Genomic DNA, 26,674 nt, shown 5'->3' on the forward strand with positions numbered 1-26,674 from the left:
TGAACCCGCCAAGCTTATTAAATGTGCTAATCTTTTAACAAAATAATAATCACAATAATATTAGGTCGTCGTTATGTTTATACATTTTTCTCAAGTGAAAATTATCGCGCTTACTCTATCGTTTAATGCTTTTTCTCGAAAGATTTTTGGGACGTTATGTGCATTTGCTACTGCGATACCTGTTTACGCTACTGTTGTGGTGCCACCGAATGAGCAGTTGGTATTACGTGAGATCCAGCAACAAGTAAGTGCAGAGAGATTGAAAAAAGATGTCACTAAATTAGTTGGCTTTGGTACTCGGCACACCTTGTCAGATACAAAGTCAGATAGCCAAGGCATTGGCGCTGCACGTCGTTGGATTAAGTCAGAATTTGATGAAATTTCAGCACAATGTGGAGGCTGTTTAGAAGTTGTTTATCAAAAACAGACCTTTTCAGGAGAAAAGCGAATTCCTGAACCGACTGAAGTGATCAATGTTATCGCTATTCAGCGCGGCCAACTCGATCCCAATCGCTATATCGTGATGTCTGGCGATATAGACTCTCGAGTGTCAGACCCGCTTGATTACACCAGTGCCTCTCCAGGAGCCAATGATAATGCTTCAGGTGTTGCTGGAGTTATCGAAGCGGCTAGAGTGCTGTCCCAACATAAATTTGCCGGTACTCTTGTTTATGCTGCATTATCAGGAGAAGAACAGGGATTGTTTGGTGGGAAAATAATGGCGGGTATTGCCAAGAAAGAAGCTTGGCGTGTGGAAGCGGTTATTAATAACGACATGATTGGTAATATTTCAGGTATCAATGGCATTATCAACAATACAACCGCAAGGGTTTTTTCCGAAGGCGTTCGCTATGTTGAAACACCGGCAGAAGCTAAAAAACGCAGATTTACCGGTGGTGAAGTAGATTCGTCGTCACGAAATTTAGCTCGCTATATTGATAAAATTGCCGACCAATACATCCCTAACTTAGACGTTATGATGATATATAGATTGGACAGATTTGGTCGAGGCGGACATCATAGACCATTTAATGCAGTTGGTTATCCTGCGGTGCGTATTATGGAAACTAATGAGCACTACGATCGTCAGCATCAAGACCTTAGAAGCGAAAATGGCCGAGCGTTCGGTGACGTTATTTCTGGTGTAGATTTTGATTTTACTGCGAAATTAACCTCGTTAAACCTCGTTACTATGGCCGCTATGGCTTGGGCGCCTCCACCGCCAGCAAATACTGAAATTTCTGGGGCTGTTCAAGCATCAACAAGGTTAAAGTGGCAGCGTCCAGAAGGGACTATGGCAAATAATTTAGCGGGTTACCGTGTTCATTGGCGATTGACCACAGAGGCTACATGGACAAATAGTCAATATGTAGGTGATGTTACTGAATTTGAGTTAAAAAATATCGTAATCGATAACTATTTTTTCGGTGTTAGCAGTGTTGCAAAAGATGGTTTTGAAAGCCCAGTAGTCTTTCCAGGTCCTGCTGGCTCTTTTGGGGGTTATAAATAACAGTTTAAAAACTATTATAAAAAGCTAATTTTATGGCTGAGTAACCAAGCGCTATAATTATCTGGTAAAACAGGTTAAAAAAATTATTTGGCTTCAACTATTATGCACTGATAAGTAATGATTGAAGCCAAAGTTACAGTGTTTATAAAAATTTTTATAACAAGTTTGCCTATACAGATACAGATCTTCCCCCGCATTATCATCCATATTAAAAATTAACCCTCACGCGCTAACTTTTGTTATATAGTATGAAAGCACAGGGTAAAAAATTATGTACTCAATATTAGATAAACTTAATAAATTAAGCTATCGCTTAAGTGATTATTTTAGTATAAGTTAAAGTGATAATAAAAGTTAATTCAGTCTATAACCTACCCATAACTTATTGATGATTTGCCCCTTAAGTTTGCCCCTTAAATTTGCCCCTACGGGTAAATACTGGACTAGAAAAGGAAAGCTTATATAAAATGAAGATAACTGCTACTAAGACTAACTCTGACCAGAAAAAATCATCGTATATTAAGGTCAACAAGATTGGTTATTACGCCAGTTTTTTTGCATTTCCAACTTTAGTGTTCATTATTGTCATAAATTTATGGTTGAGCAATAAATCAGAACAAGCCAGAGAATGGGTAGATCACACCCATCAAGTTAAAGCATCGCTTTACCAAGTGCTATTGGCGCTAAAATCTGCAGAGACAGGGCAACGTGGCTATCTTCTGACCGAAGAAAAAAGTTATCTGAAACCTTATACCCGGTCCATTGCTCGATTAGACAAGATAGTAACATCGCTTCAGATGCTAACCTTAGATAATTCTAAGCAACAAAATAGCTTAAAACAAATCAAGCCTCTGATAGATGAAAAGTTAAGTGAATTAGAAGAAACAATTTTTTTAATCACCATGCAAGACAGAGAAGCCGCGCTTGGTATCGTTATAAGTGGCAAAGGCCAAAGGCTAATGGAACAGCTTAGTCAGATTATTAAGACAATGATGAATGAAGAATCTGCGCTGCTTATTGACCGGCATCAGGCTTTAGACACCAACAAAAAAATTGCCACATGGACTCAGTTGATTGGATCTATTGTTCTTATTTTAATTTGGGTACTGACTTTTTTTCACATTAAAAAATTACTTTTTCAGCAATCTAAGTCTGATAATGCACTCGTTCTTGCTAACGAAGATCTGGCTTTTCAAAACCAAGAAAAAGATAAACGCACAGCTCAACTCACCCTTGCCGCGAGTGTATTCACCCATGCCCTAGAAGGCATTATTATTACAGATGCGGAAAATATTGTTATCGATGTTAATAGAAAATTTGTTGACGTTACCGGTTATTCCTACCAAGAAGTTGTTGGCCAAGCCTCATGTTTTTTTCAAACAGACCGTCATCCACCTGAGTTTTATAGCACGATGTGGCAAGTCATTAATACTACTGGGCAATGGGCTGGTGAAATATTAAGTCGTCGCCAAAATGGCGAAAAATATATTGCTGGCATTAACATCAGCGCTGTAAAAGATGCCGCTGGCGGAGTCAGCCATTATGTTGCTCTCTTTAGTGATATTACGCTGCAAAAAGATCATCAATATCAATTAGAACAGATGGCTCATTTTGACACCTTAACTAAGCTGCCTAATCGTGCATTACTTGTCGACCGACTACATCAAACCATGTTGCAATGCCAGCGTCGTCATAATTCACTCGCTGTTGTCTTTATGGATTTAGATGGTTTTAAAGAGGTTAATGATACCTATGGCCATGCGGTAGGTGATGAACTACTTATTATTGTCTCTCAGCGTATGAGTGATACCTTACGTGAGGTGGACATACTTGCCCGTTTCGGCGGTGATGAATTTGTCGCCGTATTAAGTGATTTAGTTTATGCTAAAGATTACAAAAAGGCATTAAAGCGCTTATTACGTGCAGCGTCAGAGCCTATTACTGTTGGTGATCTGGTGTTGAAGGTGTCGGTTAGCATAGGTTTTACACTATACCCTCAAGATGATGCAGATGCAGATATACTTATCCGTCATGCCGACCAAGCCATGTATATGGCGAAAAAAGCAGGTAAGAATTGTTATCACTTGTTCGATAATGCCCTCAATGACGCCGTTAACCTTGAACTAGAAAGCATCAGTCATATCAGAGCAGCACTTAATAAACATGAGTTCGTTTTGTATTATCAACCAAAAGTGAATATGTCTACAGGTTTAGTTGTGGGCGTAGAAGCATTGATCCGCTGGCAGCATCCTGTCCGCGGCTTAGTGCTACCATTAGATTTTTTACCACTAATAGAAAATCACGCCATCAGCCTTGAGATAGGTGAATGGGTTATCGATACCGCGCTGAGCCAAATAAGCCAATGGCAAGGTATAGGTATCGCGTTGCCGATTAGCATCAACCTCAGTGCTTATCAGCTCCAGCAAACTGATTTTGTTGAATGCTTGGCGACATTATTGGCTGCGCACTCTGATGTGCCAGCACATTTGTTAGAATTAGAGATATTAGAAACCAGTGCCTTTAGTGACATCAACTACATTATAGCGACCATGAAAGCTTGCCTCGAGCTTGGTGTGCAGTTTACCCTCGATGATTTTGGTACCGGATATTGCTCCCTAACCTACCTCAAACGCTTACCCGTTAGCATGATTAAAATAGATCAGAGTTTTATACGCGACATGCTCACTGACCCGGATGACTTAGCCATTGTTATGGGTGTTATTAGTTTGGCGAAAGCTTTCCAGCTTGAGGTGATCGCTGAAGGGGTTGAAACTGTTGAACATGGCACCGAATTATTACAACTGGGTTGTAAATTAGCGCAAGGTAACGTCATTTCAAGGCCTATGCCTTCGAGTGATATTCGAACCTGGCTTGACAGTTGGCAGCCGGATAGCGCTTGGCGGGCCTAATTTTATGGCATGTATTTATCGATTTTTCTGGATGAAAGAGTAGATCACTTAATTAATTAAATAGTCATAAATTAATTGCAAAGTGAGGTGGTAACGACAGATTTTAGCTAACACCTTAACTACTCGCTTAGCTAGCGCCTTAGTATCATAACCCTTTCTTAATAACGTATTGAAAAGGTATTTTTTTAATTTGCTGACTCATAAGTTGATGCTCCATAAATCGACAAAAGCTTGGGATATCTCTTGCCGTTGACGGGTCATCAGCGCTCACGAGGAGGGTTTCACCCAAAGCCATTTTTCGTATTTTTAGCCGAAGCATCATTACTGGCTCAGGGCAGCGAAGCCCAATGGTATCTAATTGGTGGTCTGGAGCTGAAAAAGGGCAGTCGGTCATACTTTACCTTGCTAAGGAATATGGTTTGGCGCTAATTTTAAAGCCTATTTGTCATGACGCAACAATAAACTTACCTTGATTGTTTTTTGTTCAATGAGTTTTTAAGCATTTAAGGTGGGTTTCAAGAACAAATATTGATAATTAAGCTAATAATTGTATGTAATAGGCTTGCTTTGTTGCGTTAGAGGTGAATAATTGATCCATGCTTATTTCTCCAAGGTCTTCAAATGCCGCTAGGTAATTTCCGATTTTTTAAAACCGTCATCTTAAGTGTGCTATTAACGAGTGCTGCAACATTTGCTAATGATGACAGACAGCAGCGAAAAAATTTCTTACAAGCCGAAAAGCAAATTTGGAATCACAGCTCGGCTAGTTATCAAAACCTATATAATCAACTACATTATTATCCGCTGCAACCTTATTTGGATCAGAAACGCTTAATGACCAAAATGAAGTTGTCATCTGCACCAGAGATAAAAGACTTTTTAGCAAAGTATAAAGGTACGCCACTGGATTGGCCTTTAAGAAATAAATGGTTAACTTATTTAGCCAAACGTAAGCAGCCGGTACTGTTTCAAAACTTTTTCGAAGCCACTAGTGATGTTGAACTCACTTGTCAGCATTATCGCTTTCAACTGCAATCTGGTGTTTCGCCAACGAAAATATTGCCAAAAGTAAGCTCGCTGTGGATAGTAGGTAAGTCGCAACCTAAAGTTTGTGACCCTTTATTTAAGCAGTGGCAGCAAGCAGGGTATCGAACCAATGAGGTTATATGGCAACGTATCGTATTATCAGCGGATGGCGGTAAACATACCTTAATACCATATTTAACCCTGTTATTACCAGAGAATGAGCAATATCTAGCTCAGCTTTGGCATCAAGTACGTCGCGACCCATCATATACTATACACTTATCAAAATTTAAAAATAAAACCCAGAGAGAGGCGAAAATAGTCGCTTATGGTTTAAAGCGCCTCATATGGCGCGATCCAAAAAAAGCACTTGATACCTATAAATTGGCCCAGTCGTTGTTACCTTTTTCTGTGCAGCAACAGCAACAAATCACATTGAAATTTGCCCTAGCTTTAGCCAGTAAAAATCATTTTGATGCGGCGAAATGGTTAGCGAAAGTTGATGAAAAATTATTTACTAGTAACTTAACCCAGTGGTACATAACCGACGCTCTGCGTGATCAAAATTGGCAAAACATCAAAACTAAGCTGTTAAAGTTACCTGAAATAGCGCAAAAAAGCCTGCAGTGGCAATACTGGTATGGCAGAAGCTTGTTGGCCACTGATGAGTTAGTGGCAGGAAATTTACACTTAAATAAGCTGGCGCTAAGCCGACATTATTACGGCTTTTTAGCCGCGAGTTATTTAAATAAACCGGCTAATTTTCAAAATATACCGCTCGTTGTTAGCGCAGAAGAAAGAGCTTTAGTGACTAAAAGCCCTGAAGCAAAACGAGCCATTGAACTGTTTGCCATTGGTCGGTTTTATCACGCCCGTAAGGAATGGAATTATTGGTTGTCAAAACTCAGTAAGCGCGACAAGTTAGTTGCCTCTAAAGTTGCCAATGAAATGCAATGGTATGACAGGGCTATATTTACCTTAGCTAAAGTGGGGTACCTTAACGATGTAGGTTTACGTTTTCCACTGGGCTTTGAAAGTGAAATTAACCACTATGCGGACCAGCAAAACATTAATCCAGCTTGGGCGTTTGCTATCACGCGTCGTGAAAGCTCATTTATGTCTGATGCTAATTCTCCAGCAGGCGCTAAAGGTTTAATGCAAATTATGCCGAATACAGCAAAACAGCTTGCACGCAAAAAAGTCTCTACTCGATATTTATTCAAAGCTAAAAATAATATTAAATTAGGCACAAAATATTTACGTGATTTACTCGACCGTCATGACGGCAATCAGGTACTGGCTACCGCGGCTTATAATGCTGGCCCTTATCGGGTAAGGAGTTGGTTAAAAAACGCTGAGTCATTACCTGCCGATGTTTGGATTGAAACCATTCCGTTCAAAGAAACCCGAGAATATGTTAAAAGCGTTTTAGCTTATCAGCAAATATATCAACACAAAGTAGGACAAGCCGCCTCTTTGTTTGACCAGATCATTGCAATGAATATAAAAGAATAGCAGCACGCTTGCATTATAATATTGGGCTAAACAAGGTACAATTCACATCAAAGAAATTTAGAGAGTTACCAGATGAATACACTAGCTAGCCAATACCCAGCTCATGTAGCTGAGTTACAAAAACGAACTAAAGCCGTATTAGCAAGAGAAAGTCTTGAAGGTTTAGTCATTCACTCTGGTCAAGAAATTAAAGCCTTCTTAGACGATAACAGCTATCCATTTCGCGTTAACCCACACTTTAAAGCCTGGTTACCTTTAGTTGATGTTGCTAACTGTTGGTTATTGGTTAACGGTACAGACAAACCCACACTAATTTATTACCAACCAGTTGATTTTTGGCATAAAGTTATCGGTTTGGTGGATGATTATTGGCATGAATTCTTTGATATAAAAATTTTAGCTAAGGCCAGTGATGTCGATAAGTTACTGCCTTATGATAAAAAAGCCTTTGCCTATATTGGTGCTCATATCGAAGTGGCGAAAGCGTTAGGCTTTGAACATATCAATCCCGAGCCATTGATTAACTATTTTCATTTTCACCGTGCTTATAAAACCTCTTACGAACAAACGTGTTTGCGCCATTCAAATGAGATTGCGGTTAAGGGCCATAAAGCAGCCAAAGCCGCTTTTTTTGATGGTGCCTCAGAGTATGATATTCAACATGCTTTTCTTAAAGCAACACAACATGTTGAAAGTGAAACACCTTATGGCAATATTGTTGCGTTAAATGAAAATACCGCTATTTTACATTACACCGCTTTAGATCGCGGTGTACCACAAGCCCATCGTTCTTTTTTACTGGATGCTGGCGCTAATTTTCATGGTTATGCTGCTGATATTACTCGCACCTACTCTTTTAAGCGTGATCGCTTTGCTGAGTTAATTGCGCGCATGGATATTTTAATGTTGAATGCGGTTGACGCCTTAAAACCAGGGCTGAGTTATGTTGATCTACATATTGCCACCTACCGCGAAATAGGTAAGGTATTACGAGAGTTTAACTTTATTAATGTTGATGTCGATACGGCGGTTGAAAGTGGTATTATTTCTACTTTTTTCCCACATGGCTTAGGTCATCATTTAGGTTTACAAGTACACGATGTAGGCGGTTTTATGGCTGACGAACGTGGTACTCACGTTAATACCCCAGAGCAACATGCTTTTTTACGGACGTCGCGAGTAATAGAAAGCAATCAAGTTTTTACTATTGAACCTGGCTTATATTTTATCAATTCTTTGCTAGCTGACTTAAAAAAATCTGCCCATGGTAAAATGGTTAATTGGTCAGAGGTTGACGCTATGCGGCCATTTGGTGGTATCAGAATAGAAGATAATGTTATTGTTCACCAATCGCATAACGAAAATATGACACGAGATTCTGACTTAAACTAAGCGAAAATATTTGTGTCTACACCATATGAAATAGCGGCCCAAGCGATTATTGACGAAACCATAGTCACACGCAGCCGCTTTATTTGTTACCTTAAACCTTGCAGCAGTGTTGCTGATGCCAAAGCGTTTATTAAAAGCTTACAAGTATTACATCCACAAGCTAATCATCACTGTTATGCTTTTATTGTGGGTCGGCCTGAAAACAGTCAGTTATATGGTTTTTCTGACGACGGTGAGCCGTCAGGCACTGCCGGTAAACCTATGCTTAATATGTTAATAGGCAGTCATCTTGGTGAGCTTTGTGCTGTTGTTGTACGATATTTTGGCGGTACTAAGCTTGGGCCTGGCGGATTACAACGCGCTTATGGCGGCAGCGTTAAGCAAGCATTGGCGAATTTACCGACAAAATTGAAAATTCCTATGGTACGCAAAACACTAGCGTGTCAATATGCACAAGTGAATGATGTTTTGCATTTTGTTGCTCAAATGGGTGGCGAAATTATCCAGCAAGACTACCATGAGAATGTTGTTCTTATACTCGCATTACCTGATGAAAAACTTGAGCTTTTCCAACAGCAATTGCAAACCATGTCTGCGGGACAGTTAACACTTCAACCTATAACTAAAAAGCAATAATAAACTACCGTGCAATTTAAAAATATCATCCGAATATTAGGGTTATTAGTCGCTTTACTGAGCGTAACTATGCTGCCGCCTGCTTTTATTTCTCTGGTTTATCGAGATGGCGGTGGTGTTTCTTTCTTAATGTCATTTCTTTTTTGTTTAATCGCTGGGCTTTTATCTTGGTATCCTTATCGAGACGAAAAAAGCGATTTAAGGGCTCGGGAAGGCTTTTTAATTGTGGTGTTGTTCTGGACCGTTTTGGCGAGTTTCTCAGCGGTGCCTTTATTATTATTAGATCAACCTAACCTTAGCGTTGCCGATGCATTTTTTGAGTCTTTTTCTGGTCTCACTACGACAGGCGCAACCATATTAACGCAGATAGACGGATTACCACACGCGGTACTTTGGTATCGACAACAACTACAGTGGTTGGGTGGCATGGGGATCATTGTGTTAGCTGTGGCTATTTTACCTATGCTAGGAATTGGTGGTATGCAGTTATATCGTGCTGAAACTCCAGGGCCGGTGAAAGATTCAAAAATGACCCCGCGCATTGCCGATACAGCTAAGCATTTGTGGTTAATCTATGTCACTTTAACCCTTGCCTGTGCCATGAGTTATTGGGCGGCAGGGATGAATTTATTTGACGCTATTTGTCACTCTTTCTCTACTATTGCGATTGGTGGCTTCTCGACTCACGACTTAAGTATGGGCTATTTTGATAGTCCGTTGATCAATTTTATCTGTGTATTTTTCTTACTGGTTGCTGGTGTAAACTTTGCTCTGCATTTTGCGGTAGTAAATAGCCGATCATTACGTAGTTATTTTTATGATTCAGAATTTAAAGTGTTTTTAGGTATTCAAGCCGTTTTGATTTTAGTGTGTTTTATTGTGCTAATGAGCTTTAATGTTTACCAGTCAGGTTTTGATAACTTTGAACAAGCGATGTTTCATGCGGTTTCAATTAGTACTACTGCCGGCTTTTCAACAACATCTTCAGGCGAAGTCGCTTTTGCTAACTGGCCAACGCTGCTGCCTATTTTATTAATATTTGCCAGTTTTATTGGTGGTTGCGCGGGCAGTACCGGCGGTGGCATGAAAGTTATTCGGGTATTACTGCTTTATTTGCAAGGTGTGCGAGAATTAAATAGATTAGTACACCCTAAAGCTGTTTTTACTATTAAGTTAGGTAAGAAAGCGCTACCAAATCGTGTGGTAGAAGCCATATGGGGGTTCTTCTCTGCTTATGCGGCTGTGTTTGTTGTTTGTATGTTGCTGTTATTAGCGGGCGGAATGGATGATATTTCAGCCTTTACTGCCGTTGCGGCCTGTTTGAATAATTTGGGCCCAGGTTTGGGGCAGGTTGCGTCCAACTATGCAGAAATAAATGATTTTAGTAAATGGGTTTTGGTTGTTGCCATGCTATTTGGCCGTTTAGAGATATTTACCTTGCTGGTATTGCTGACACCAGCATTTTGGCGAACCTAATATATCTTTCTGATAGTACTTAACACAATTATTGCTTAGAACAAATCGCTTAGAAAAACGCTATGGCATCCAGTTGGAATAAAGCTTCAACGTCACTGATATAGCGTTTGTTAACTAAAAACAACACCACATGGTCTTCTGCTTGAATTCGAGTATCTGAATGGGCAATTAAGACTTCTTCGCCACGCACGATTGCACCAATAGTTGTGCCAGGTGGTAACCTAATCTGTTGGATAGTTTTACCCACCACTTTAGATGATTTTTCATCACCTTTAGCGACAATTTCTATTGCTTCTGCTGCGCCACCACGCAAGCTATAAACATTATTAATATTACCACGGCGCACGTGGGTTAATAGGGCCGAAATAGTGGCGTGTTGCGGTGAAACGGCAATATCTATATCACTACCATGGACTAAATCAATGTAAGCACTGCGCTGGATTAATACCATAGCTTTGCGTACCCCTAAGCGTTTTGCTAATAACGATGACATAATGTTGGCTTCGTCATCGTTGGTGACAGCAATAAAAACATCAAACTGATCAATGTGTTCTTCTAACAGCAACTCTTGATCAGAAGAATCACCGGTAAACACTAAGGTGTCGTTTAGCTCAGACGCTAAATAGGCTGCCCGTTTAGCCGAATGCTCGATTAACTTTACTTGGTGGTTTTTTTCTAACAAGCGCGCTAGACCTGAGCCGATATTACCACCACCGGCGATCATGATTTTTTTATAAGGCGCTTCCAACTTTTGCAGCTCGTTCATTACCGCGCGAATATGAATTGAGGCGGCAATAAAGAATACTTCGTCATCGGCTTCAATAACGGTAGTGCCCAGCGGTCGAATAGGTTTACCATTACGATAAATAGCTGCAACCCGGGTATCAATATTCGGAATATGTTCGCGCAAAGTAGATAGGGCATGACCTACCAATAAACCCCCGTAATAAGCTTTAACGGCAACTAAACTGACCTTACCTTCAGCAAATTCTAATACTTGTAGTGCACCCGGGTAATCAATAAGTCGGGCAATATCTCGGGTCACCAGTTGCTCTGGTGCAATAATATGATCTACCGGAATATTTTTATTTTGAAAGAGTTCTTTTTGATATTTCAGAATTTGACTGGAGCGAATTCGGGCAATTTTATTTGCGGTATTAAATAGCGAATAACAAATTTGGCAAGCAATCATGTTGGTAGCATCGTCGTTGGTTACTGCAACAACGAGTTCGGCATCTTCTGCGCCAGCTTGTTTTAGTACATCAGGGTGAGAGCCGTGACCAACAACAACACGCAAGTCCATTTTGTCTTGTAATTCACGCAAGGTTTCACTACTAGTGTCTATTAGCGTAATTTCGTTTTTTTCACCAACGAGGTTTTCTGCTAATGTTCCACCAACTTGCCCAGCACCAATAATTATAATTTTCATTTAAGATTGCTTTTATTGTTGTTTTTACTATGATTTTTTAATGAGTTTGGCGTAGTAAAAACCGTCCATTGAATTGTCGTTAGACAGGATCTGCCAACCAATATCATCTACATTATTGGTTATCGCGATATGTTCCACATCTGAATTTTCAGCAACAAAACGTTGAACTTGCTGACTATTTTCTTCTGGTAATACACTGCATGTTGCATACAGCAAAGTACCACCGGGTTTTAATAAAGACCATACATTTTTTAATATATCTTGTTGTAAATCAGTTAATACCGCAATGTCTTGGCTTTTACGTAACCATTTAATATCAGGGTGTCTGCGTATGACACCGGTACCAGAACACGGAGCGTCAAGTAAAATGCGATCAAATAGTTCTCCATTCCACCACTTGTCTGGTGTGGCGGCATCAGCGGTAATCACCTTTGCTTGTAGGTTCAGACGTTGTAGGTTTTCATATACTCTCAGCAAGCGCGACTCTTCAATATCAATGGCGGTTAGCGCTTTTATTTTTGGACTATATTCAAGTATATGACAGGTTTTTCCACCTGGGGCGGCACAACAATCAAGTACATTGTCATCTGGCTGACAATCAAGTAAAAGTGCGGCTTGTTGTGCGGCACCGTCTTGAATTGATACCCAACCTAGCTGAAATCCAGGCAACTTATTGACATCGATAGCGTCAGTTAAACGTATCGCAGATGACTTTTCATCGACATAGGCATAATCAATTTTTTCAGCCACTAATAAAGTCAGGTATTCATCAATACTATGGTGTAGGACATTAACGCGCAACCACATCGGTGGTTTTTGCATATTTGCTTTGAGAATATCCTGCCAACTATCAGGGTAACCACTTTGTAGTTTTTTAATAAACCAAGAGGGGTGGTTAAAGGCGACCGCTTCTGGAAGCTTGTGAGGTTCAGCGGCTAGGCTTTTATCTGCTAATTGTGTTTGCTGGCGTTGGAAATTTCTTAATACGCCATTAATCACCCCTTTTAAATGGTCGCATTTTAATGGTTTACAGGCGGAAACGGTTTCATTAAATGCGGCGTGATCTGGTATGCGGGTATACTTAATTTGATAAATCCCAACCAGTAATAAAAAGTGACCAACGCGTTGTTTGCCGCTAAAAGGTTTTTTAATAAAGTCACGAACATCATGTTCAAGCTCAGGTAAATGTCTTAATACGCCATAGCAAAGCTCTTGTAGTAGCCCTTTATCTTTAATATCTATTTTTGCGATTTGTTGTGGTAGCTCGTCTGACAAACTACGGCCTTTATCAACAACGGCAAAGGTACAGCGAGCAGCCAGTGCTCTAAGGTTAGCGGCCATAATTAAGTTAACTCTTGTTGAGGCTGTATTAGCCGATTGATTGATTGGCCTTGGGTAAACCAATCTGCTTTGCCATTGAGTATGTCAGCCACGGCTAAGGCTTTTTTCCCTGGCAGTTGTAATATTTCAAGTCTTAAAGCATTGACTGTTGTGGCGACCACAATACCTTGTTTATCACAGCTTATAATAGTGCCAGGAAGCTGCTGATGCTCAAGTTCAATAACGCTAGCTTGCCAAACCCGAATACGGTGTTGTTGACTGTTGTCATCAAAGGTAAATTGCGCCACAGGCCATGGAATGTAAGCTCTGATTTTCCGATCAAGTATGCTTGCGGGTTGTTGCCAATCTAACTCCGCATCTGCTTTATCAAGTTTGGCAGCATGAGTGGCTTTTAGATTATTTTGGGGTTGACGTTGATATTTGCCTAAAGTCATCAAGGCTAAGGTGTCTAATAATGCTTTTGGACCTAATTCAGCTAACTTGTCGTATAAACTTGCACTAGTGTCTTTTAGGTTAATGTCACAAGTTTCGGTTAATATCATATCACCGGTATCTAGGCCTTTATCCATTTGCATTATGGTAACGCCAGTTTGTGAGTCACCCGCTTCTAAGGCACGTTGAATCGGTGCAGCACCACGCCATTTAGGCAAGATAGAACCATGAACATTAATACAGCCTAATCTGGGTGTCTGTAAAATTACTGTCGGCAATAATAAACCATAAGCAACCACTACCATGACATCTGCCTGGTAATTTTCCAGCGTTAACTGTGCTTGTTCAGCTTTAAAATTCACCGGCTGCTGAACTGGAATGTTGTGCGCTAGGGCTAATAGTTTAGTTGCACAAGCCGTGAGCTTTTTACCGCGGCCAGCCGGTTTATCGGGCGGGCAATAAACCGCAACAATGTTGTGCTCTGAGTGAATTAGCGCCGCTAAATGTTGCGCGGCAAAGTCAGGGGTACCAGCAAAAATGATATTTAATGGTGTAGTTACGGCATTGGGCAAAGGAGTTTCCAAAATGCAATTGATACCAATTGAAATAAATAATCGCTCATTTACTTAATTTAATTGGTATGAGTTATAAAAGAGCTATGACACTTAAGCGTTGGCATTATCCAAACGCGCTTCTTTTTCTAATTTCTTTTTGAATCGCTGGCGTTTAAGTGGTGACAAATAGTCAACAAATAAGATGCCATTAAGATGATCTAGTTCATGTTGAATACAAATAGCTAATAGCTCTTCACCGTCTAAAGTAAAGGCTTTGCCATTTTCATCAAGGGCGGTAACTGTGACATCAATACTACGGTCAACTTTGGCATAACAGCCGGGTACTGATAAACAACCTTCTTCATTAATAATGGTGTCATTACTTTTATGGGTGATTTCAGGATTTATTAACACATAAGGGTGTTCTTTATTTTCTGAAACATCAATAACGACAATTCGTTGGTGAATATCAACTTGAGTTGCCGCCAAACCAACACCATTTTCATCATACATGGTTTCAAACATGTTACTGATAATATTACGAATTTCATCGTTAACTTCAGTTACAGGTTGCGCTTTTGTTCTTAATTTCTCATCAGGAAATCGTAATACAGGTAAAATAGCCATAATTTATCAAAAGAATTCGCGAAATGTCGCATAGAGTGTTATGTTTCAATTTTAGCCATTAATTATAGTTAATCATAGTGGTTTAGGATAAAACCTCTAATAATAAGGAAATTAACATGCTACTAAGAGTTTTATCCTTGCTATTTGGTATTGCTCTGTCAGTTTCTTTAATGGCCAATGAGTTAGCATTAAAGCCAGATGCTCCAAAATCTTATATTGTTAAGAAAGGTGACACCTTGTGGGATATATCAGGTGTATTTCTCAATCAACCTTGGTTGTGGCCTAAGTTATGGCGTCTTAATCCTGAGATTAATAACCCACATTTAATTTACCCTGGGGATGAGTTGCTGCTAGTATTTGATGTCCAAGGCCAACCCATGCTGGTTAAAGGCAAGCCTGAACTTAAATGGTCACCTAAAGTACGTAAACAATTAAAAGACCAAAACCCCGTTAGTACATTACCTTTGCATGTTATTGCGCCCTATATTCGCTATGATACCGTGATGAGTTTATCTGAGTTAGCCGGCTTACCTCATATTATTGGCAGTGAGGAAGGCTATAAATCAAGTGTTGATGGCTTTAAAGTTTATATTAATAGCGATCTCATCGTTGGTCAAAGTTACGGGATTTACCATAAAGCTGATGCCATTGTTGATCCCGAAACACAGCAAAACTTGGGTTATAATATTCGACTTATTGGCACCGGCAAGGCACTACAAAGTGGCAATATGAGTAAGCAGCAGCCAAGCACTATTTTTGTTGATGGTGCAAAACGCGAAATTCGTTCTGGTGCCTATGTTATGCCAGTCAATGTTGAGCAAGACTACCCTTCTATTTTTACCATGCGAGCAGGTGCTAAGAGCACTGACGGTTTAATTATTAGCTCGGTGACCAAACTACGTGAATTTGCTAAATTTGACGTGATAATGATTAATAAAGGCAATAGCCAAGCCGTACAAGCTGGCGATGTGTTAACGGTTAGTCGAAAAAGCCCCGGCGTTATTGAAACAGACTATGGACCCCAATACAGTAAAGACACTTCTCATTGGAACAAAATAGCCAATAACAGCTATTCAGATTACGATATGCCAGCCGAAGTAATCGGCAAAGTGATGGTATTTAAAGTTTATGACAAGGTCAGTATGGCGTTAATTATTAATGCTGAAAAGCCATTAAGAGTACTTGATGGAGTTACTGCACCCTAGCCCTAAAATTGGGCCACGCTTAAGGAGAAGCAAGTGGCAAACACTAGTAACAGGGTAACGTTGAAGTTAACTTTAACGCATTATTGGCTAGCAGTGAAAGCTATTCCACGGTTAGCCAATTATAAAAAAATTGCACTAGTCGAAAAATTTGGTTTAACAGCTTTATTCGCGGCGACTACTGACTTAACGCTGTCAGGCCTCACTAGTCCACAGCAAGCTGCAATAAATTTTCCTGCCTGGGATTTATTGATAAAAATAATTTCTGATTCAAGTCACTGTCAAAGTCAAATTATTACCTTTGATGATCCCCTATACCCACAATTATTAAAAGAAATTTATGATCCACCACTAGTGCTTTTTGTTCGTGGTAATGTGGATTTATTGTTATTACCTAAAATTGCCATTGTCGGTAGCCGTAATGCCAGTATATCAGGTAGAGAGATTGCTTATAATTTGGCGGGTCAGTTAACAACTCAATTCGTTGTCACTAGTGGTTTAGCATTAGGTATTGACGGACAAGCGCATTTAGGGGCTCTATATCAGCAGGGCTATACTATTGCTGTGGTAGCAACAGGGCTAGATATAACCTATCCCGCTCGCCATAAAAAATTACAAAAAGATATTGTTGAAAAAAAGGGGTTAATCATTAGCGAGTTCCCCCCGGGTATCGTACCTAAGCCGGGACATTTTCCAAAGCGAAATCGTTTAATAAGCGGTTTAAGTTTGGGGGTTTTGGTCGTTGAAGCGTCTTTAAAAAGCGGTTCATTGATCACGGCGCGTTGTGCCTTAGAACAAGGCCGAGAAGTATTTGCTATACCTAGCTCTATTTATAATGTGCAGGCGAAAGGTTGTCATTGGTTAATTAAACAAGGCGCTAAGTTGGTCGAAGACACCAGCGATATAGTGGACGAGTTTCAAGAGTTCGCGACAGAGAATGTAAACTTAAGTAGAAACAAAGTGAAAGATAATTTAGCAGAAAAAAGTGAAAAACAGCACTTGTGTAACGATCCAATGTTAGCTAGTGTGGGGTATGAAATTACACCCGTAGATTTAGTGGTTTCGCGCAGTAAACTACCGATAGACGTAGTGCTAACTCGATTAACCGTGCTTGAACTTAGAGGCCTGGTGTCTGCTGTGCCAGGGGGTTACCTTAAATTAAATAGGGGCTAGTGATGTTCGATATCTTGATGTACCTTTTTGAAAACTATATTCATAGTGAAGCCGAAGTCATGGTCGACCATGAGCTACTTACTGATGAATTAACGCGTGCTGGTTTTCACCAAGATGAAATTTATAAAGCGCTTGCTTGGCTGGAAAAACTTACCGCTTTACAGGACACTGAGGCTTATCCTTATTTAACACGAGTAGGTAGCCAATCTACTCGAATTTATACTGCACAAGAGAGCCAAATCCTTGATGTAGAATGTCGTGGTTTTCTGATGTTTTTAGAGCAGGTTAATTTATTAGATTTTACTACCCGTGAAATGGTTATTGACCGTGTTATGGAGCTAGACACTAAGTTTTTCTCTATTGATGATCTAAAGTGGGTTGTGCTGATGGTACTGTTTAATGTGCCAGGTAAAGAAAGTGCCTACTCTCAAATGGAGGACCTGATTTTTGATGAGCAAGAAGGCCCATTGCATTAGCTTTTTTTCTAAGACAAAAAGTGCACGAAAAATAGCCACGTTACTATGGTAAAAATATGACATAATATGTACCTAATATTTTAGGTGCATTACTATGTCAAACTCCGAAAAACCTCTGTTTTCACGTCATGAACATGCCTTAGAAAAAGCCGCTGAAATTTGTCCTGACTGTGCTTCGCAGCTCACTATTAAGCACAGCAAGTCAGGCTCATTTTTTGGTTGCGTTACCTATCCTAACTGCCAATACACTCGAGCGGTTGTTGAACATGAGCGCGTTGATGACAAAATACTGGTTGGCAGTGAATGCCCAGCATGCAATCACGAATTGGCGGTCAAACAAGGTCGCTATGGTATGTTTATTGGCTGTACAAACTACCCGGACTGTTCTTACATTGTGGCGCAAGATCACAATGAACTTGAGCAACAAAATGTCAGTTGTCCACAGTGTAAAAAGGGTCAACTACAATCAAAAATCAGCCGTTTCGGTAAAACATTTTATTCCTGTGATCACTATCCAAAATGTAAGTTTGTTGTGAATCATGAGCCAGTTGTTGGCGAATGTGAAAAATGTGGCTTTGCTTTATTACTAAAAAGACAGATGGCAGCGGGTGAAAAATTACAATGCGCGTCTAAACCCTGCAGTCACTTTCAGCCGCATTAATTTTCTTATAAATTGAGGTATGAATTGAGGTATAAAAAAGCCAGTGACTTATCCGTAAGGCATCACTGGCTGTGTAATCACTAATTTAGTGTTAGCTCAATTGTTTTTTGTAACTGGCGACATAAGGCTTAAGTTCATCAAATGCTGCTTCTGGTAGCATGTCAGCTAATAAGGTTAATCGCTCGGCTAATTGTTTTTCATCATTACCTGAAACATTAATATGACCCATTTTACGCCCCGGGCGCTTGCTTTTTCCATACCAATGTAAAGTGGTACTCGCCACACTCAAGATGTCATTGGGTACTTCATCTTCACCCAATATATTAATCATGGCTGATGGACGAATTAACTCAGTACTGCCAAGCGGCAAATCACATACCGCACGTAAATGGTTTTCAAATTGACAAGTATCTGCACCTTGTTGGGTCCAATGACCTGAGTTGTGTACACGAGGAGCAATTTCATTTACTAACAATTGCTCGCCAATTTGGAAAAATTCAATGGCTAATATACCAATGTAATTTAATTCTTTTGCTATGCTATCAAATACCTGTTTTGCTTGTGCTTGTAGCGCTTCATCTATTTGGATGGCAATTGACACACTCAGCACGCCGTTGGTGTGATGGTTTTGAGTTAAGGGGTAAACTACCGTATTACCTTGACTATCACGCGCGCCAACTAACGAGACTTCGCGATCAAAAGGCACCATTTGTTCAGCCACTACCGCATGTTGAAGGCCTTGTACGCCACCATCAAAGAAAGCTTTAATATCAAGCCAAATGTCTTCAGCTTGTGCTTTATCTTTTAATCGCCATTGACCTTTACCATCATAACCTGCCAAAGCGCTTTTTAAAATTAACGGCAGAGACAGGTTATTTAAAGCTTGGTCAAAGTCTGCTTTGGTCGCAATAATTTGGTGTTGCGCATTGGCTACACCGCATTTGATGAGCAGATCTTTCTCTAACCTTCTATCACCACCGACTTTAATGGCTTGGCTGTTCGGGCGTAGTTTTCCAGACGCTTGGCAAAGTGCAAGTGTTTGGTGATCAATATGCTCAAACTCAGCCGTAATAAAGTCAGCAAAATCAATACCTTGATTTATCCCGCCAAAAGCAATGTTAGTTGAAAGTGGATCAACCACAGTGTCTGAGCCAACATCAAAAGCTCGTATATTGATATTTAAAGGCTTAACCGCCAAGGCCATCATACGAGCCAGTTGGCCAGCACCTAATACTAAAACATTCATTTAGCTAGCCTATTCTGCAGGGTTTGGGTTATCAAGAATTGTTTGTGTTTGCTCTGCTCTAAATTGCTCAACAGCTGCTTGTACTGCCGGGTCAGAAAGACCAATAATTTGAGCGGCTAATAAGCCCGCATTGGCGGCACCTGCCGTGCCAATGGCTAATGTACCAACCGCAATACCTTTTGGCATTTGTACAATAGAGAGTAAAGAGTCTTGACCATTTAAGGCCTTTGATTGCACGGGCACACCCAAAACCGGCAAGCTTGTATAAGCAGCGGTCATACCAGGTAAGTGTGCTGCGCCACCTGCGCCACCAATGATAACTTGAATACCACGATCTTTAGCACCTTGTGCATACTCAGCAAGTAAATGCGGTGTTCTATGTGCAGAAACAACTTTTGTTTCATAAGCTACATTAAATAGATCTAACATTTCAGCAGCGTGCTGCATGGTTGGCCAATCTGACTTTGACCCCATGATAATCCCAACTTTCATACGCGTAGTGCCTTTTGATGAGGTGATTTGAAACCTAACGTTATGCTTAAGGCGGTAATGTTAGGTGAAATTTAATACCATTTTAATACCATATTGTAACGTGTTTGAAAATATTCTGAAATGACAATTCTTTCATAGCATTTATAATTTTCTTTGATGTAGAACGGGTATAGACCAAAGGATAATTTTTTAATTTAATTATTGGCGTATGATTATTTTAAATTGTAAAGCCGAACATAATATAAAATCACAGCGTTATACTAATTTAAAGAATGAATGAGTTTACTTATCATTAAGTTAATTAGTATTAAGAGTCGCTTCGGTAAAATAAATGAGGAAAAAAATGAATAACATTTATAGCCAAAGTTTAGACAAGGTTGCTGCTAACAGTCAGCCATTAACCCCTATAAACTTTTTAAATCGTAGCGCTGATGTCTATCCAGACAAAATTGCAATTATCCATGGTAAGCAAAAATTTACCTATCAAGAATATCGTAAAAATGTTCGTCGACTCGCCTCAAGCCTGATTAAAAATGGGGTAAGTCCAGGGCAAACTGTGAGTATTATGGCCGCTAATATTCCGGCATTTTTGGATACCCATTATGGTGTGCCATTAACCGGTGCTGTGCTTAACGCTATTAATATTCGCCTCGATGCGGAAAATATCGCTTTTATTCTTGATCACGCCGAATGTGATGTACTGTTTACCGATACCGCGTTTTCCGGTGTGATTAAACAAGCATTAGCACTGTCAAAGCGTAAACCTTTAGTGATTGATATTGACGATCCAGAAGGGCCAAGCGGAGAGCGCCTTGGTACCATGGAGTATCAAGAGTTACTGGCTCAAGGGGATGAAAATTTCTCTGGCTCATTGATTCATGATGAATGGCAAGCTTTGGCGCTAAATTACACCTCAGGCACTACAGGTAATCCTAAAGGTGTAGTTTACTCACACCGTGGAGCTTACTTGAATTCTCTTGGCCATAACTTTGTTTGGCCGACAGACAGCAAGACCAATTATCTGTGGACTTTGCCGATGTTCCATTGCAACGGTTGGTGTTTTCCTTGGACGATAGTGGCTGTTGGTGGTACGCAAATTTGTTTGAGGCAAGTTGAAGTAGGCGCTATCGTTAATGCGATGATTGAGCATAAGGTCAGTCATTTTTGTGGCGCGCCAATCGTGCTTAATATGATTTTAAATGCTGACGAAAGCTTGCTGGCGCAATTACCTAAAAATATTAAAGCGATGACCGCTGGTGCTCCGCCACCTGCCGCGGTTATTAAGGGTATTGAAAGCTTAGGCATTGAAATAACCCAAAGTTATGGCTTAACTGAAGTTTATGGACCCTGTGTCGTTAGTGAGTGGAAAGATGAATGGAATGAGCGTAGCGATGATGAACGGGCGGCATTAAAAGCGCGCCAAGGTGTGCGTTATATCACGCAAGAAGAAGTTGATGTGCTAAATCCGGATACTATGGAGCCTGTTCGCCCAGATGGAATCACTATGGGTGAAATAATGTTCCGAGGTAATAGCACGATGAAAGGCTACTTGAAAAATGAACAAGCTACAGAAGAGGCTTTTGCTCATGGTTGGTTTCATTCAGGGGACTTAGCGGTTAAACATCCAGATGGGTATATTGAAATTCGTGATCGTTCGAAAGATATTATAATTTCGGGAGGTGAAAATATTTCATCAGTCGAAGTAGAAGGTGTGTTATATACCCATCCAGCCATTTTAGAAGCCGCCGTAGTAGCCAAAAAAGATGAAAAGTGGGGAGAAACTCCCTGTGCATTTATAGCACTGAAACGCGGGCAGACGTTGACAGAACAAGAGGTAATTCAATATTGCCGTGAACATATGGCGGGCTTTAAAGTACCTAAAACTATTGTTTTTAGCGAATTGCCTAAAACCTCAACCGGTAAAGTACAGAAGTTCGTGCTTAGGCAGAAAATTAAAGAGTTGTTTGAAGCTTAATTTATTATTAGCGTTGGACGGGGGGTAATCCAAACGGTAAGAGTTTACAGACTCTTACCGTTTTTTTTTACTAGCCATGTTGTTTGTCAGTAAAAAACGTATAATCATCATTAAATTAATTTTACTAAGCGCCATCATAAAACGCCATGACGACAGCATTAGAAACATTTCAACAGGGTGGGATTTTAGCTTACCCAACCGAGGCCGTATTCGGCTTAGGCTGTGATCCTGATAACGATGAGGCAATTGAAAAGCTACTGTTGATCAAGTCACGTTTAGTCGATAAAGGCTTAATACTACTTGCGGGTGATTATAGACAACTTTTACCTTATATAGATGAGTGTAAAATACCTCAAGACAAACGCCTTGCGATATTATCTCGCTGGCCTGACGGCATTACGCAACTAGTGGCTAAAAATGCTAACACTTCTAGGTTGTTGACGGGGTGCTTTGACACTATTGCTGTGCGTGTTACTAGCCAGCCAGACGTTGTGGCACTTTGTCTCGCCACTAATAAGCCGATTGTTTCTACGAGCGCGAACTTAAGTGGTAAACCTCCGGCCAAAACATGGCAAGGGATTCCCAATGAACTCGCTAATAAAATTGATTTTATTATTAAAGGAAAAACTCTAGGCTTTGATCAGCCTTCTACTATTATTGATGCATTATCTGGAGATGTTATTCGCTCATGAGCACTATAAATATTAATGTTGTTGTTGAATTCTTAAAATCGTTGCAAGACCAAATTTGTTCGGCGTTAGAGGCTGCCGACGGTAGTGGTAAATTTATTGAAGATAATTGGCAGCGCGCTGAAGGCGGTGGTGGCAGAACCCGAGTACTTACAAATGGTAGCATTATTGAGCAAGGTGGGGTCAATTTTTCAGTGGTTTCTGGTGATAAGTTACCACCATCTGCAACAGCACATCGTCCAGAATTGGCTGGCCGTAAATGGCAAGCTTGTGGTGTATCATTAGTTATTCATCCTAAAAATCCTTTTATTCCGACATCTCATGCCAATGTCCGATTTTTTATTGCTGAAAAAGAAGGTGAAGAACCTGTGTGGTGGTTTGGTGGTGGTATTGACCTCACGCCTTTTTACCCGTTCAAAGAAGATGTTGTGCATTGGCATCAAACGGCAAAAGATATTTGTCAGCCTTTTGGTGACGATGTTTATCCAAAATATAAAAAGTGGTGTGATGAATACTTCCATTTAAAACACCGCAATGAAACTCGTGGCGTTGGTGGCTTATTTTTTGATGATCTGAATAAATGGGAATTCGATAAGTGCTTTGATTATATGAAAGCAGTTGGCAAAGGCTTCCTTGATGCTTACATACCTTTAATAGAAAAGCGTAAAGCAACGCCCTTTGATGATAACCATCGTCAATTTCAACTTTATCGTCGTGGCCGCTACGTTGAATTTAATTTGGTTTTTGATCGTGGCACCTTATTTGGCTTGCAATCAGGTGGCAGAACAGAATCCATTTTAATGTCAATGCCGCCACTGGCACGTTGGGAGTATAATTTTCAGCCGGAAGCTGGCAGCCCAGAAGCAGCACTACAAGACTATTTAGTACCGCAAGATTGGTTATAACCTAGCATTACCGCTTGTTGTTTATTACCTAGCAAACACATCAACAGAAAAGTTCGCTGTAGGTGTGTTTGCTAGGTTAAGTTACCCAAGTTCAGCTTTTTAATTTCAAGACCATTAAAGCCTATTTTTTTAGGGTTTATGGTAAAGCTTGGGCTAGATCAAACTGTCGAAAATTAGGCACGCGCAAAATTACCTTATTGAACAAATTTAATATTTTTTCTATTTATAAAAGGTAACGTTCTAATGAAAACCCCAGAAATTAATGGACTAATCCTCTCTGCTCTTACATTATCTCCACTTGTATTTGCTAACCAAGCCGGCGACTTTGTCGTTCGTGGTGGCGCCACTATGGTTGATCCTGCCAGTAATAAAGCTAACGTGTTCCTCGATTGCGCTAATTCAGGTTTAGATGTATCAGCGGATGGTGATACTCAATTTGGTGTTAATTTTGTTTATTTTTATGATAAAAACTGGGCTATTGAACTCTTAGCCTCAACCCCGTTTTCTCATGACATAAAACTGCATGCCGATGGCGTAACCACAACGGGTGGTAAATATCTCATTTACCACCCACATTAAGTGCACTGTATTACTTTGATACTAACTCAGCGTTTAAGTCCTATGTGGGTGCGGGTATCAACTATACAATTTTCTTTGATGAGAAGTTTTCTTCAACTTATAAAGAGGCCGGTTTTAGTGATTTAGACTTAGACGGGTCGTTTGGACTGTCTGTTCAACTTGGTGCTGATGACCAACTTGACAAAAACTGGTCATTAAATGCTTCCGCTCATTATATTAATACGGATACCAGTTTTAAAGTAGGTGGTAGTGTTAATGGCAGTGATGAAGTTGAAATAGACCCGATGGTTTATTCACTAATGTTAGCTTATAAATTTTAAAGACACTTTAATCTTATTCAACACGGGCCAAGGCGATGAAAAAAGCAGTTACTCAGTGACTGCTTTTTTGTTTTCATTGTTTAATAACTAGGGTAGTCTACCGCTAAACATTTAAGCTAGTAATCTTATGGATCAGTATCGCGTATTTGGTAATCCTATCGCTCAATCAAAATCTCCCTTTATTCACCAACAGTTTGCGCTGCAGTCAAAGCAAACAATGAACTACCAAAGTGAGTGGGTTGCATTAGATCAATTCGACAATGCCGTAAAAGAATTAATGGCTAACAATGGCAAAGGCGCCAATGTCACCGCACCATTTAAAGAACAAGCATTTGCCCTGTGTCATGAGTTGAGTGAAAGAGCCAAGTTAGCTGGCGCAGTGAACACCTTGATTTTCTCTGACGGAATTATTTATGGTGATACTACAGATGGTGTCGGCTTAGTTAGTGACTTACTCAGGCATCAAGTGCAACTGCGAGATAGTAAAGTGTTATTACTCGGTGCTGGTGGAGCCGCAAAGGGCGTTGTGCAGTCAATATTAGAGCAGTCTCCTCAATCATTAACTATTGCCAATAGAACATTAAGTAAAGCACAAGCCATTACTAGCCAGTATCCTAATGACGCTATTGATGTTATTACTTTCGCAGAGACCAATAACTTAGTATTTGATATCATCATCAATGCCACATCAGCAGGTCTATCCGGCGATAGCTTACCGATATCAGATCACACAATTAAAAGTTCAACAGTTTGTTATGACATGGTGTATGGCAAAGAGCCAACAGCATTTTTAAAACAAGCAAAACAGCTAGGTGTTGAACATATTATTGATGGCTTAGGCATGTTAGTGGGCCAGGCTGCGGCAAGCTTTCATTTGTGGAGAGCCGTTAGCCCAGCAGTAGAGCCTGTACTTGTCTCCTTAAGAGCTCAGTTAAAGTAATGAAAGTGAAGCGAGCATAAGATGAACCAAGCAATTTTATTTAATGATGATCTACATTTTGATCAGCAGCATGATGCTTGGTCTTTTACCGGACAAGTTTCAGGACAGCGTATAACGTTATATTTTCATTCTATGCAGCTAAAGAAATTAACCGAAATTGATAATGGCACTAAATTTGATTTAGAAGAAGTAACAGAAAGCTGGCTCGAGGAAAACGAGCCAGAAGGTAATGAAATACATATAGAGTTGGAGTAACTTCAGAGGTTAATGGTTATCAACTAAGTACTCAGCTTTTAATTCAACATAGTTTATTGCAGACTGTTTGAGAAAATCAGCTTCACTCTGCTTTAACTCTCTCGCTTGTTTAACTGGGTTACCAACATATAAGTAGCCGCTTTTAAGTGTTTTGTTTGGCGGCACTAAACTACCCGCACCGATAAACACATCATCCTCAACAATAACACCATCCATAATGATAGCGCCCATACCAACCAGTATGCGGTTACCCAAAGCACATCCGTGTAACATACACTTATGACCAACCGTAACATCGTCACCAATAACTAAAGGGTTACCATTGGGATTACCGGTACTTTTGCGTGTGACATGTAAAACCGTACCGTCTTGTATATTAGTGCGAGCGCCAATGGTAATTTTGTTCACATCACCTCTAGCGGCAACTAAAGGCCAAATACTAGTATCATCACCTAAGGTAATGTCACCAACAAGTACGGCCGTTTCATCAACATAAACTGCATTACCTAATATAGGAGTAATGCCATGATAGCTTCGAAAATTATTTTTATGCATAAATAAGAAATTTTAGATGACTGATATAGTTATCTTAGCAAAAAAAGCCATTAAACAGCATTTTTCAATGCACTGAGTCACTCCCGGTACTTAGCGGTTAAGACAAAGTTACTTCAAAACACAATATAACTGGGTGATTTTTCAGCGTATCGAGCATTAAAAACCCAGCCACAGGAAGGGTTGTACAAATAAAAAGCAAACAAACCTTTATTTGTAAATTAATGGCAATTAAGGGTTGACGTGAAGCGAGAAATCTCTAGAATGCGCTCCAGTTCCAAGGGGTAACCCAAACGAACGGTTATAATGAGTTATCTAATCTAGTCTAGGCTGATTAAGTTAACTTAACGTTTTAAAAGTGA

General features: G+C 40.0%; 25 protein-coding genes. 17 read left to right on the plus strand and 8 right to left on the minus strand.

Annotated elements, in window-relative coordinates; translation table 11 throughout:
- Nucleotides 1-73 precede the first annotated feature (73 nt).
- Both H4J46_RS13800 and H4J46_RS13805 read left to right on the plus strand, forming a co-directional pair.
- Nucleotides 74-1,510: a M28 family peptidase gene (locus H4J46_RS13800; RefSeq protein ID WP_182234016.1), complete on the plus strand. Its 1,437-nt coding sequence runs from the start codon at nucleotides 74-76 to the stop codon at nucleotides 1,508-1,510.
- A gap of 467 nt (nucleotides 1,511-1,977) precedes the next feature.
- The gene (locus tag H4J46_RS13805; RefSeq protein WP_259365852.1) at nucleotides 1,978-4,419 is read left to right on the plus strand and encodes an EAL domain-containing protein; all 2,442 of its coding nucleotides are present in this window, start codon (nucleotides 1,978-1,980) and stop codon (nucleotides 4,417-4,419) included.
- Between the two features lie 145 nt (nucleotides 4,420-4,564).
- On the opposite strand, the gene tusA is transcribed toward H4J46_RS13805, so the two are convergent.
- On the minus strand, nucleotides 4,565-4,813 hold the full coding sequence (tusA, locus tag H4J46_RS13810) for a sulfurtransferase TusA (protein WP_182234017.1): 249 nt from the start codon (nucleotides 4,811-4,813) through the stop codon (nucleotides 4,565-4,567).
- Nucleotides 4,814-5,040: 227 nt separating this feature from the next.
- On the opposite strand from tusA, the gene H4J46_RS13815 reads away from it, so the two are divergent.
- From H4J46_RS13815 to H4J46_RS13830, 4 genes are all read left to right on the plus strand, one after another.
- Nucleotides 5,041-6,960 (plus strand): transglycosylase SLT domain-containing protein, encoded by a 1,920-nt coding sequence (locus H4J46_RS13815; RefSeq protein ID WP_182234018.1) that lies wholly within the window; start codon nucleotides 5,041-5,043, stop codon nucleotides 6,958-6,960.
- A gap of 72 nt (nucleotides 6,961-7,032) precedes the next feature.
- Nucleotides 7,033-8,352, plus strand: a complete 1,320-nt coding sequence (gene pepQ, locus H4J46_RS13820; protein ID WP_182234019.1) for a Xaa-Pro dipeptidase — start codon at nucleotides 7,033-7,035, stop codon at nucleotides 8,350-8,352.
- A 12-nt stretch (nucleotides 8,353-8,364) separates the two neighbouring features.
- The gene (locus H4J46_RS13825; protein ID WP_310650244.1) at nucleotides 8,365-8,988 is read left to right on the plus strand and encodes a YigZ family protein; all 624 of its coding nucleotides are present in this window, start codon (nucleotides 8,365-8,367) and stop codon (nucleotides 8,986-8,988) included.
- 9 nt (nucleotides 8,989-8,997) lie between these two features.
- Nucleotides 8,998-10,464, plus strand: a complete 1,467-nt coding sequence (locus H4J46_RS13830) for a TrkH family potassium uptake protein (RefSeq protein WP_182234020.1) — start codon at nucleotides 8,998-9,000, stop codon at nucleotides 10,462-10,464.
- A 49-nt stretch (nucleotides 10,465-10,513) separates the two neighbouring features.
- On the opposite strand, the gene trkA is transcribed toward H4J46_RS13830, so the two are convergent.
- The 4 genes from trkA to def all read right to left on the minus strand — a co-directional run bounded on the left by trkA (nucleotide 10,514) and on the right by def (nucleotide 14,847).
- Nucleotides 10,514-11,893 carry a Trk system potassium transporter TrkA gene (gene trkA, locus H4J46_RS13835; protein WP_182234021.1) on the minus strand — a complete coding sequence of 460 codons (1,380 nt, stop codon included), beginning with the start codon at nucleotides 11,891-11,893 and terminating at the stop codon, nucleotides 10,514-10,516.
- A 27-nt stretch (nucleotides 11,894-11,920) separates the two neighbouring features.
- A complete protein-coding gene (rsmB, locus tag H4J46_RS13840; RefSeq protein WP_182234022.1) occupies nucleotides 11,921-13,234 on the minus strand; it encodes a 16S rRNA (cytosine(967)-C(5))-methyltransferase RsmB in 1,314 nt (437 codons plus the stop codon).
- Nucleotides 13,235-13,236: 2 nt separating this feature from the next.
- The gene (gene fmt, locus H4J46_RS13845) at nucleotides 13,237-14,250 is read right to left on the minus strand and encodes a methionyl-tRNA formyltransferase (protein ID WP_259365853.1); all 1,014 of its coding nucleotides are present in this window, start codon (nucleotides 14,248-14,250) and stop codon (nucleotides 13,237-13,239) included.
- 81 nt (nucleotides 14,251-14,331) lie between these two features.
- Entirely contained in the window at nucleotides 14,332-14,847 is a 516-nt protein-coding gene (gene def, locus H4J46_RS13850) for a peptide deformylase (protein WP_182234023.1), read from the minus strand.
- A 116-nt stretch (nucleotides 14,848-14,963) separates the two neighbouring features.
- Here def and H4J46_RS13855 point away from each other — a divergent pair, with 116 nt between their 5' ends.
- From H4J46_RS13855 to H4J46_RS13870, 4 genes are all read left to right on the plus strand, one after another.
- Entirely contained in the window at nucleotides 14,964-16,052 is a 1,089-nt protein-coding gene (locus H4J46_RS13855; protein WP_182234024.1) for a LysM peptidoglycan-binding domain-containing protein, read from the plus strand.
- A gap of 33 nt (nucleotides 16,053-16,085) precedes the next feature.
- On the plus strand, nucleotides 16,086-17,222 hold the full coding sequence (dprA, locus tag H4J46_RS13860; RefSeq protein WP_310650245.1) for a DNA-processing protein DprA: 1,137 nt from the start codon (nucleotides 16,086-16,088) through the stop codon (nucleotides 17,220-17,222).
- Between the two features lie 2 nt (nucleotides 17,223-17,224).
- Nucleotides 17,225-17,698 (plus strand): DUF494 family protein, encoded by a 474-nt coding sequence (locus H4J46_RS13865; protein WP_182234025.1) that lies wholly within the window; start codon nucleotides 17,225-17,227, stop codon nucleotides 17,696-17,698.
- Nucleotides 17,699-17,792: 94 nt separating this feature from the next.
- Nucleotides 17,793-18,359: a topoisomerase DNA-binding C4 zinc finger domain-containing protein gene (locus H4J46_RS13870; RefSeq protein ID WP_182234026.1), complete on the plus strand. Its 567-nt coding sequence runs from the start codon at nucleotides 17,793-17,795 to the stop codon at nucleotides 18,357-18,359.
- A 91-nt stretch (nucleotides 18,360-18,450) separates the two neighbouring features.
- On the opposite strand, the gene H4J46_RS13875 is transcribed toward H4J46_RS13870, so the two are convergent.
- Together H4J46_RS13875 and purE are read right to left on the minus strand one after the other, a co-directional pair.
- Entirely contained in the window at nucleotides 18,451-19,605 is a 1,155-nt protein-coding gene (locus H4J46_RS13875; RefSeq protein WP_182234027.1) for a 5-(carboxyamino)imidazole ribonucleotide synthase, read from the minus strand.
- Between the two features lie 9 nt (nucleotides 19,606-19,614).
- Entirely contained in the window at nucleotides 19,615-20,097 is a 483-nt protein-coding gene (gene purE, locus H4J46_RS13880; RefSeq protein ID WP_182234028.1) for a 5-(carboxyamino)imidazole ribonucleotide mutase, read from the minus strand.
- A 343-nt stretch (nucleotides 20,098-20,440) separates the two neighbouring features.
- On the opposite strand from purE, the gene H4J46_RS13885 reads away from it, so the two are divergent.
- The 7 genes from H4J46_RS13885 (at nucleotide 20,441) to H4J46_RS13910 (ending at nucleotide 25,760) form a co-directional block, all read left to right on the plus strand.
- Nucleotides 20,441-22,072, plus strand: a complete 1,632-nt coding sequence (locus tag H4J46_RS13885) for an acyl-CoA synthetase (protein ID WP_182234029.1) — start codon at nucleotides 20,441-20,443, stop codon at nucleotides 22,070-22,072.
- Nucleotides 22,073-22,218: 146 nt separating this feature from the next.
- Nucleotides 22,219-22,764 carry a Sua5/YciO/YrdC/YwlC family protein gene (locus H4J46_RS13890; RefSeq protein ID WP_182234030.1) on the plus strand — a complete coding sequence of 182 codons (546 nt, stop codon included), beginning with the start codon at nucleotides 22,219-22,221 and terminating at the stop codon, nucleotides 22,762-22,764.
- Nucleotides 22,761-23,666, plus strand: a complete 906-nt coding sequence (gene hemF / locus H4J46_RS13895) for an oxygen-dependent coproporphyrinogen oxidase (RefSeq protein WP_182234031.1) — start codon at nucleotides 22,761-22,763, stop codon at nucleotides 23,664-23,666. Before H4J46_RS13890 ends, hemF begins: the two co-directional genes overlap by 4 nt.
- Before the next feature lie 243 nt (nucleotides 23,667-23,909).
- Nucleotides 23,910-24,245 (plus strand): OmpW family protein, encoded by a 336-nt coding sequence (locus H4J46_RS17350; protein WP_259365861.1) that lies wholly within the window; start codon nucleotides 23,910-23,912, stop codon nucleotides 24,243-24,245.
- A 5-nt stretch (nucleotides 24,246-24,250) separates the two neighbouring features.
- Nucleotides 24,251-24,565 carry an OmpW family protein gene (locus tag H4J46_RS17355; protein WP_259365877.1) on the plus strand — a complete coding sequence of 105 codons (315 nt, stop codon included), beginning with the start codon at nucleotides 24,251-24,253 and terminating at the stop codon, nucleotides 24,563-24,565.
- A gap of 127 nt (nucleotides 24,566-24,692) precedes the next feature.
- Nucleotides 24,693-25,505, plus strand: coding sequence for a shikimate dehydrogenase (aroE, locus tag H4J46_RS13905; RefSeq protein ID WP_182234032.1), 813 nt, complete (start codon nucleotides 24,693-24,695; stop codon nucleotides 25,503-25,505).
- Between the two features lie 21 nt (nucleotides 25,506-25,526).
- The gene (locus H4J46_RS13910; RefSeq protein ID WP_182234033.1) at nucleotides 25,527-25,760 is read left to right on the plus strand and encodes a hypothetical protein; all 234 of its coding nucleotides are present in this window, start codon (nucleotides 25,527-25,529) and stop codon (nucleotides 25,758-25,760) included.
- A gap of 9 nt (nucleotides 25,761-25,769) precedes the next feature.
- Here the strand turns inward: H4J46_RS13910 and H4J46_RS13915 are convergent, their stop codons facing one another.
- Nucleotides 25,770-26,315 carry a gamma carbonic anhydrase family protein gene (locus H4J46_RS13915; RefSeq protein WP_182234034.1) on the minus strand — a complete coding sequence of 182 codons (546 nt, stop codon included), beginning with the start codon at nucleotides 26,313-26,315 and terminating at the stop codon, nucleotides 25,770-25,772.
- Between the last annotated feature and the right edge of the window lie 359 nt (nucleotides 26,316-26,674).

This window comes from Colwellia sp. MB02u-6 (genome assembly GCF_014077095.1).
In the GTDB taxonomy this organism is placed as follows: Bacteria; Pseudomonadota; Gammaproteobacteria; order Enterobacterales; family Alteromonadaceae; genus Cognaticolwellia.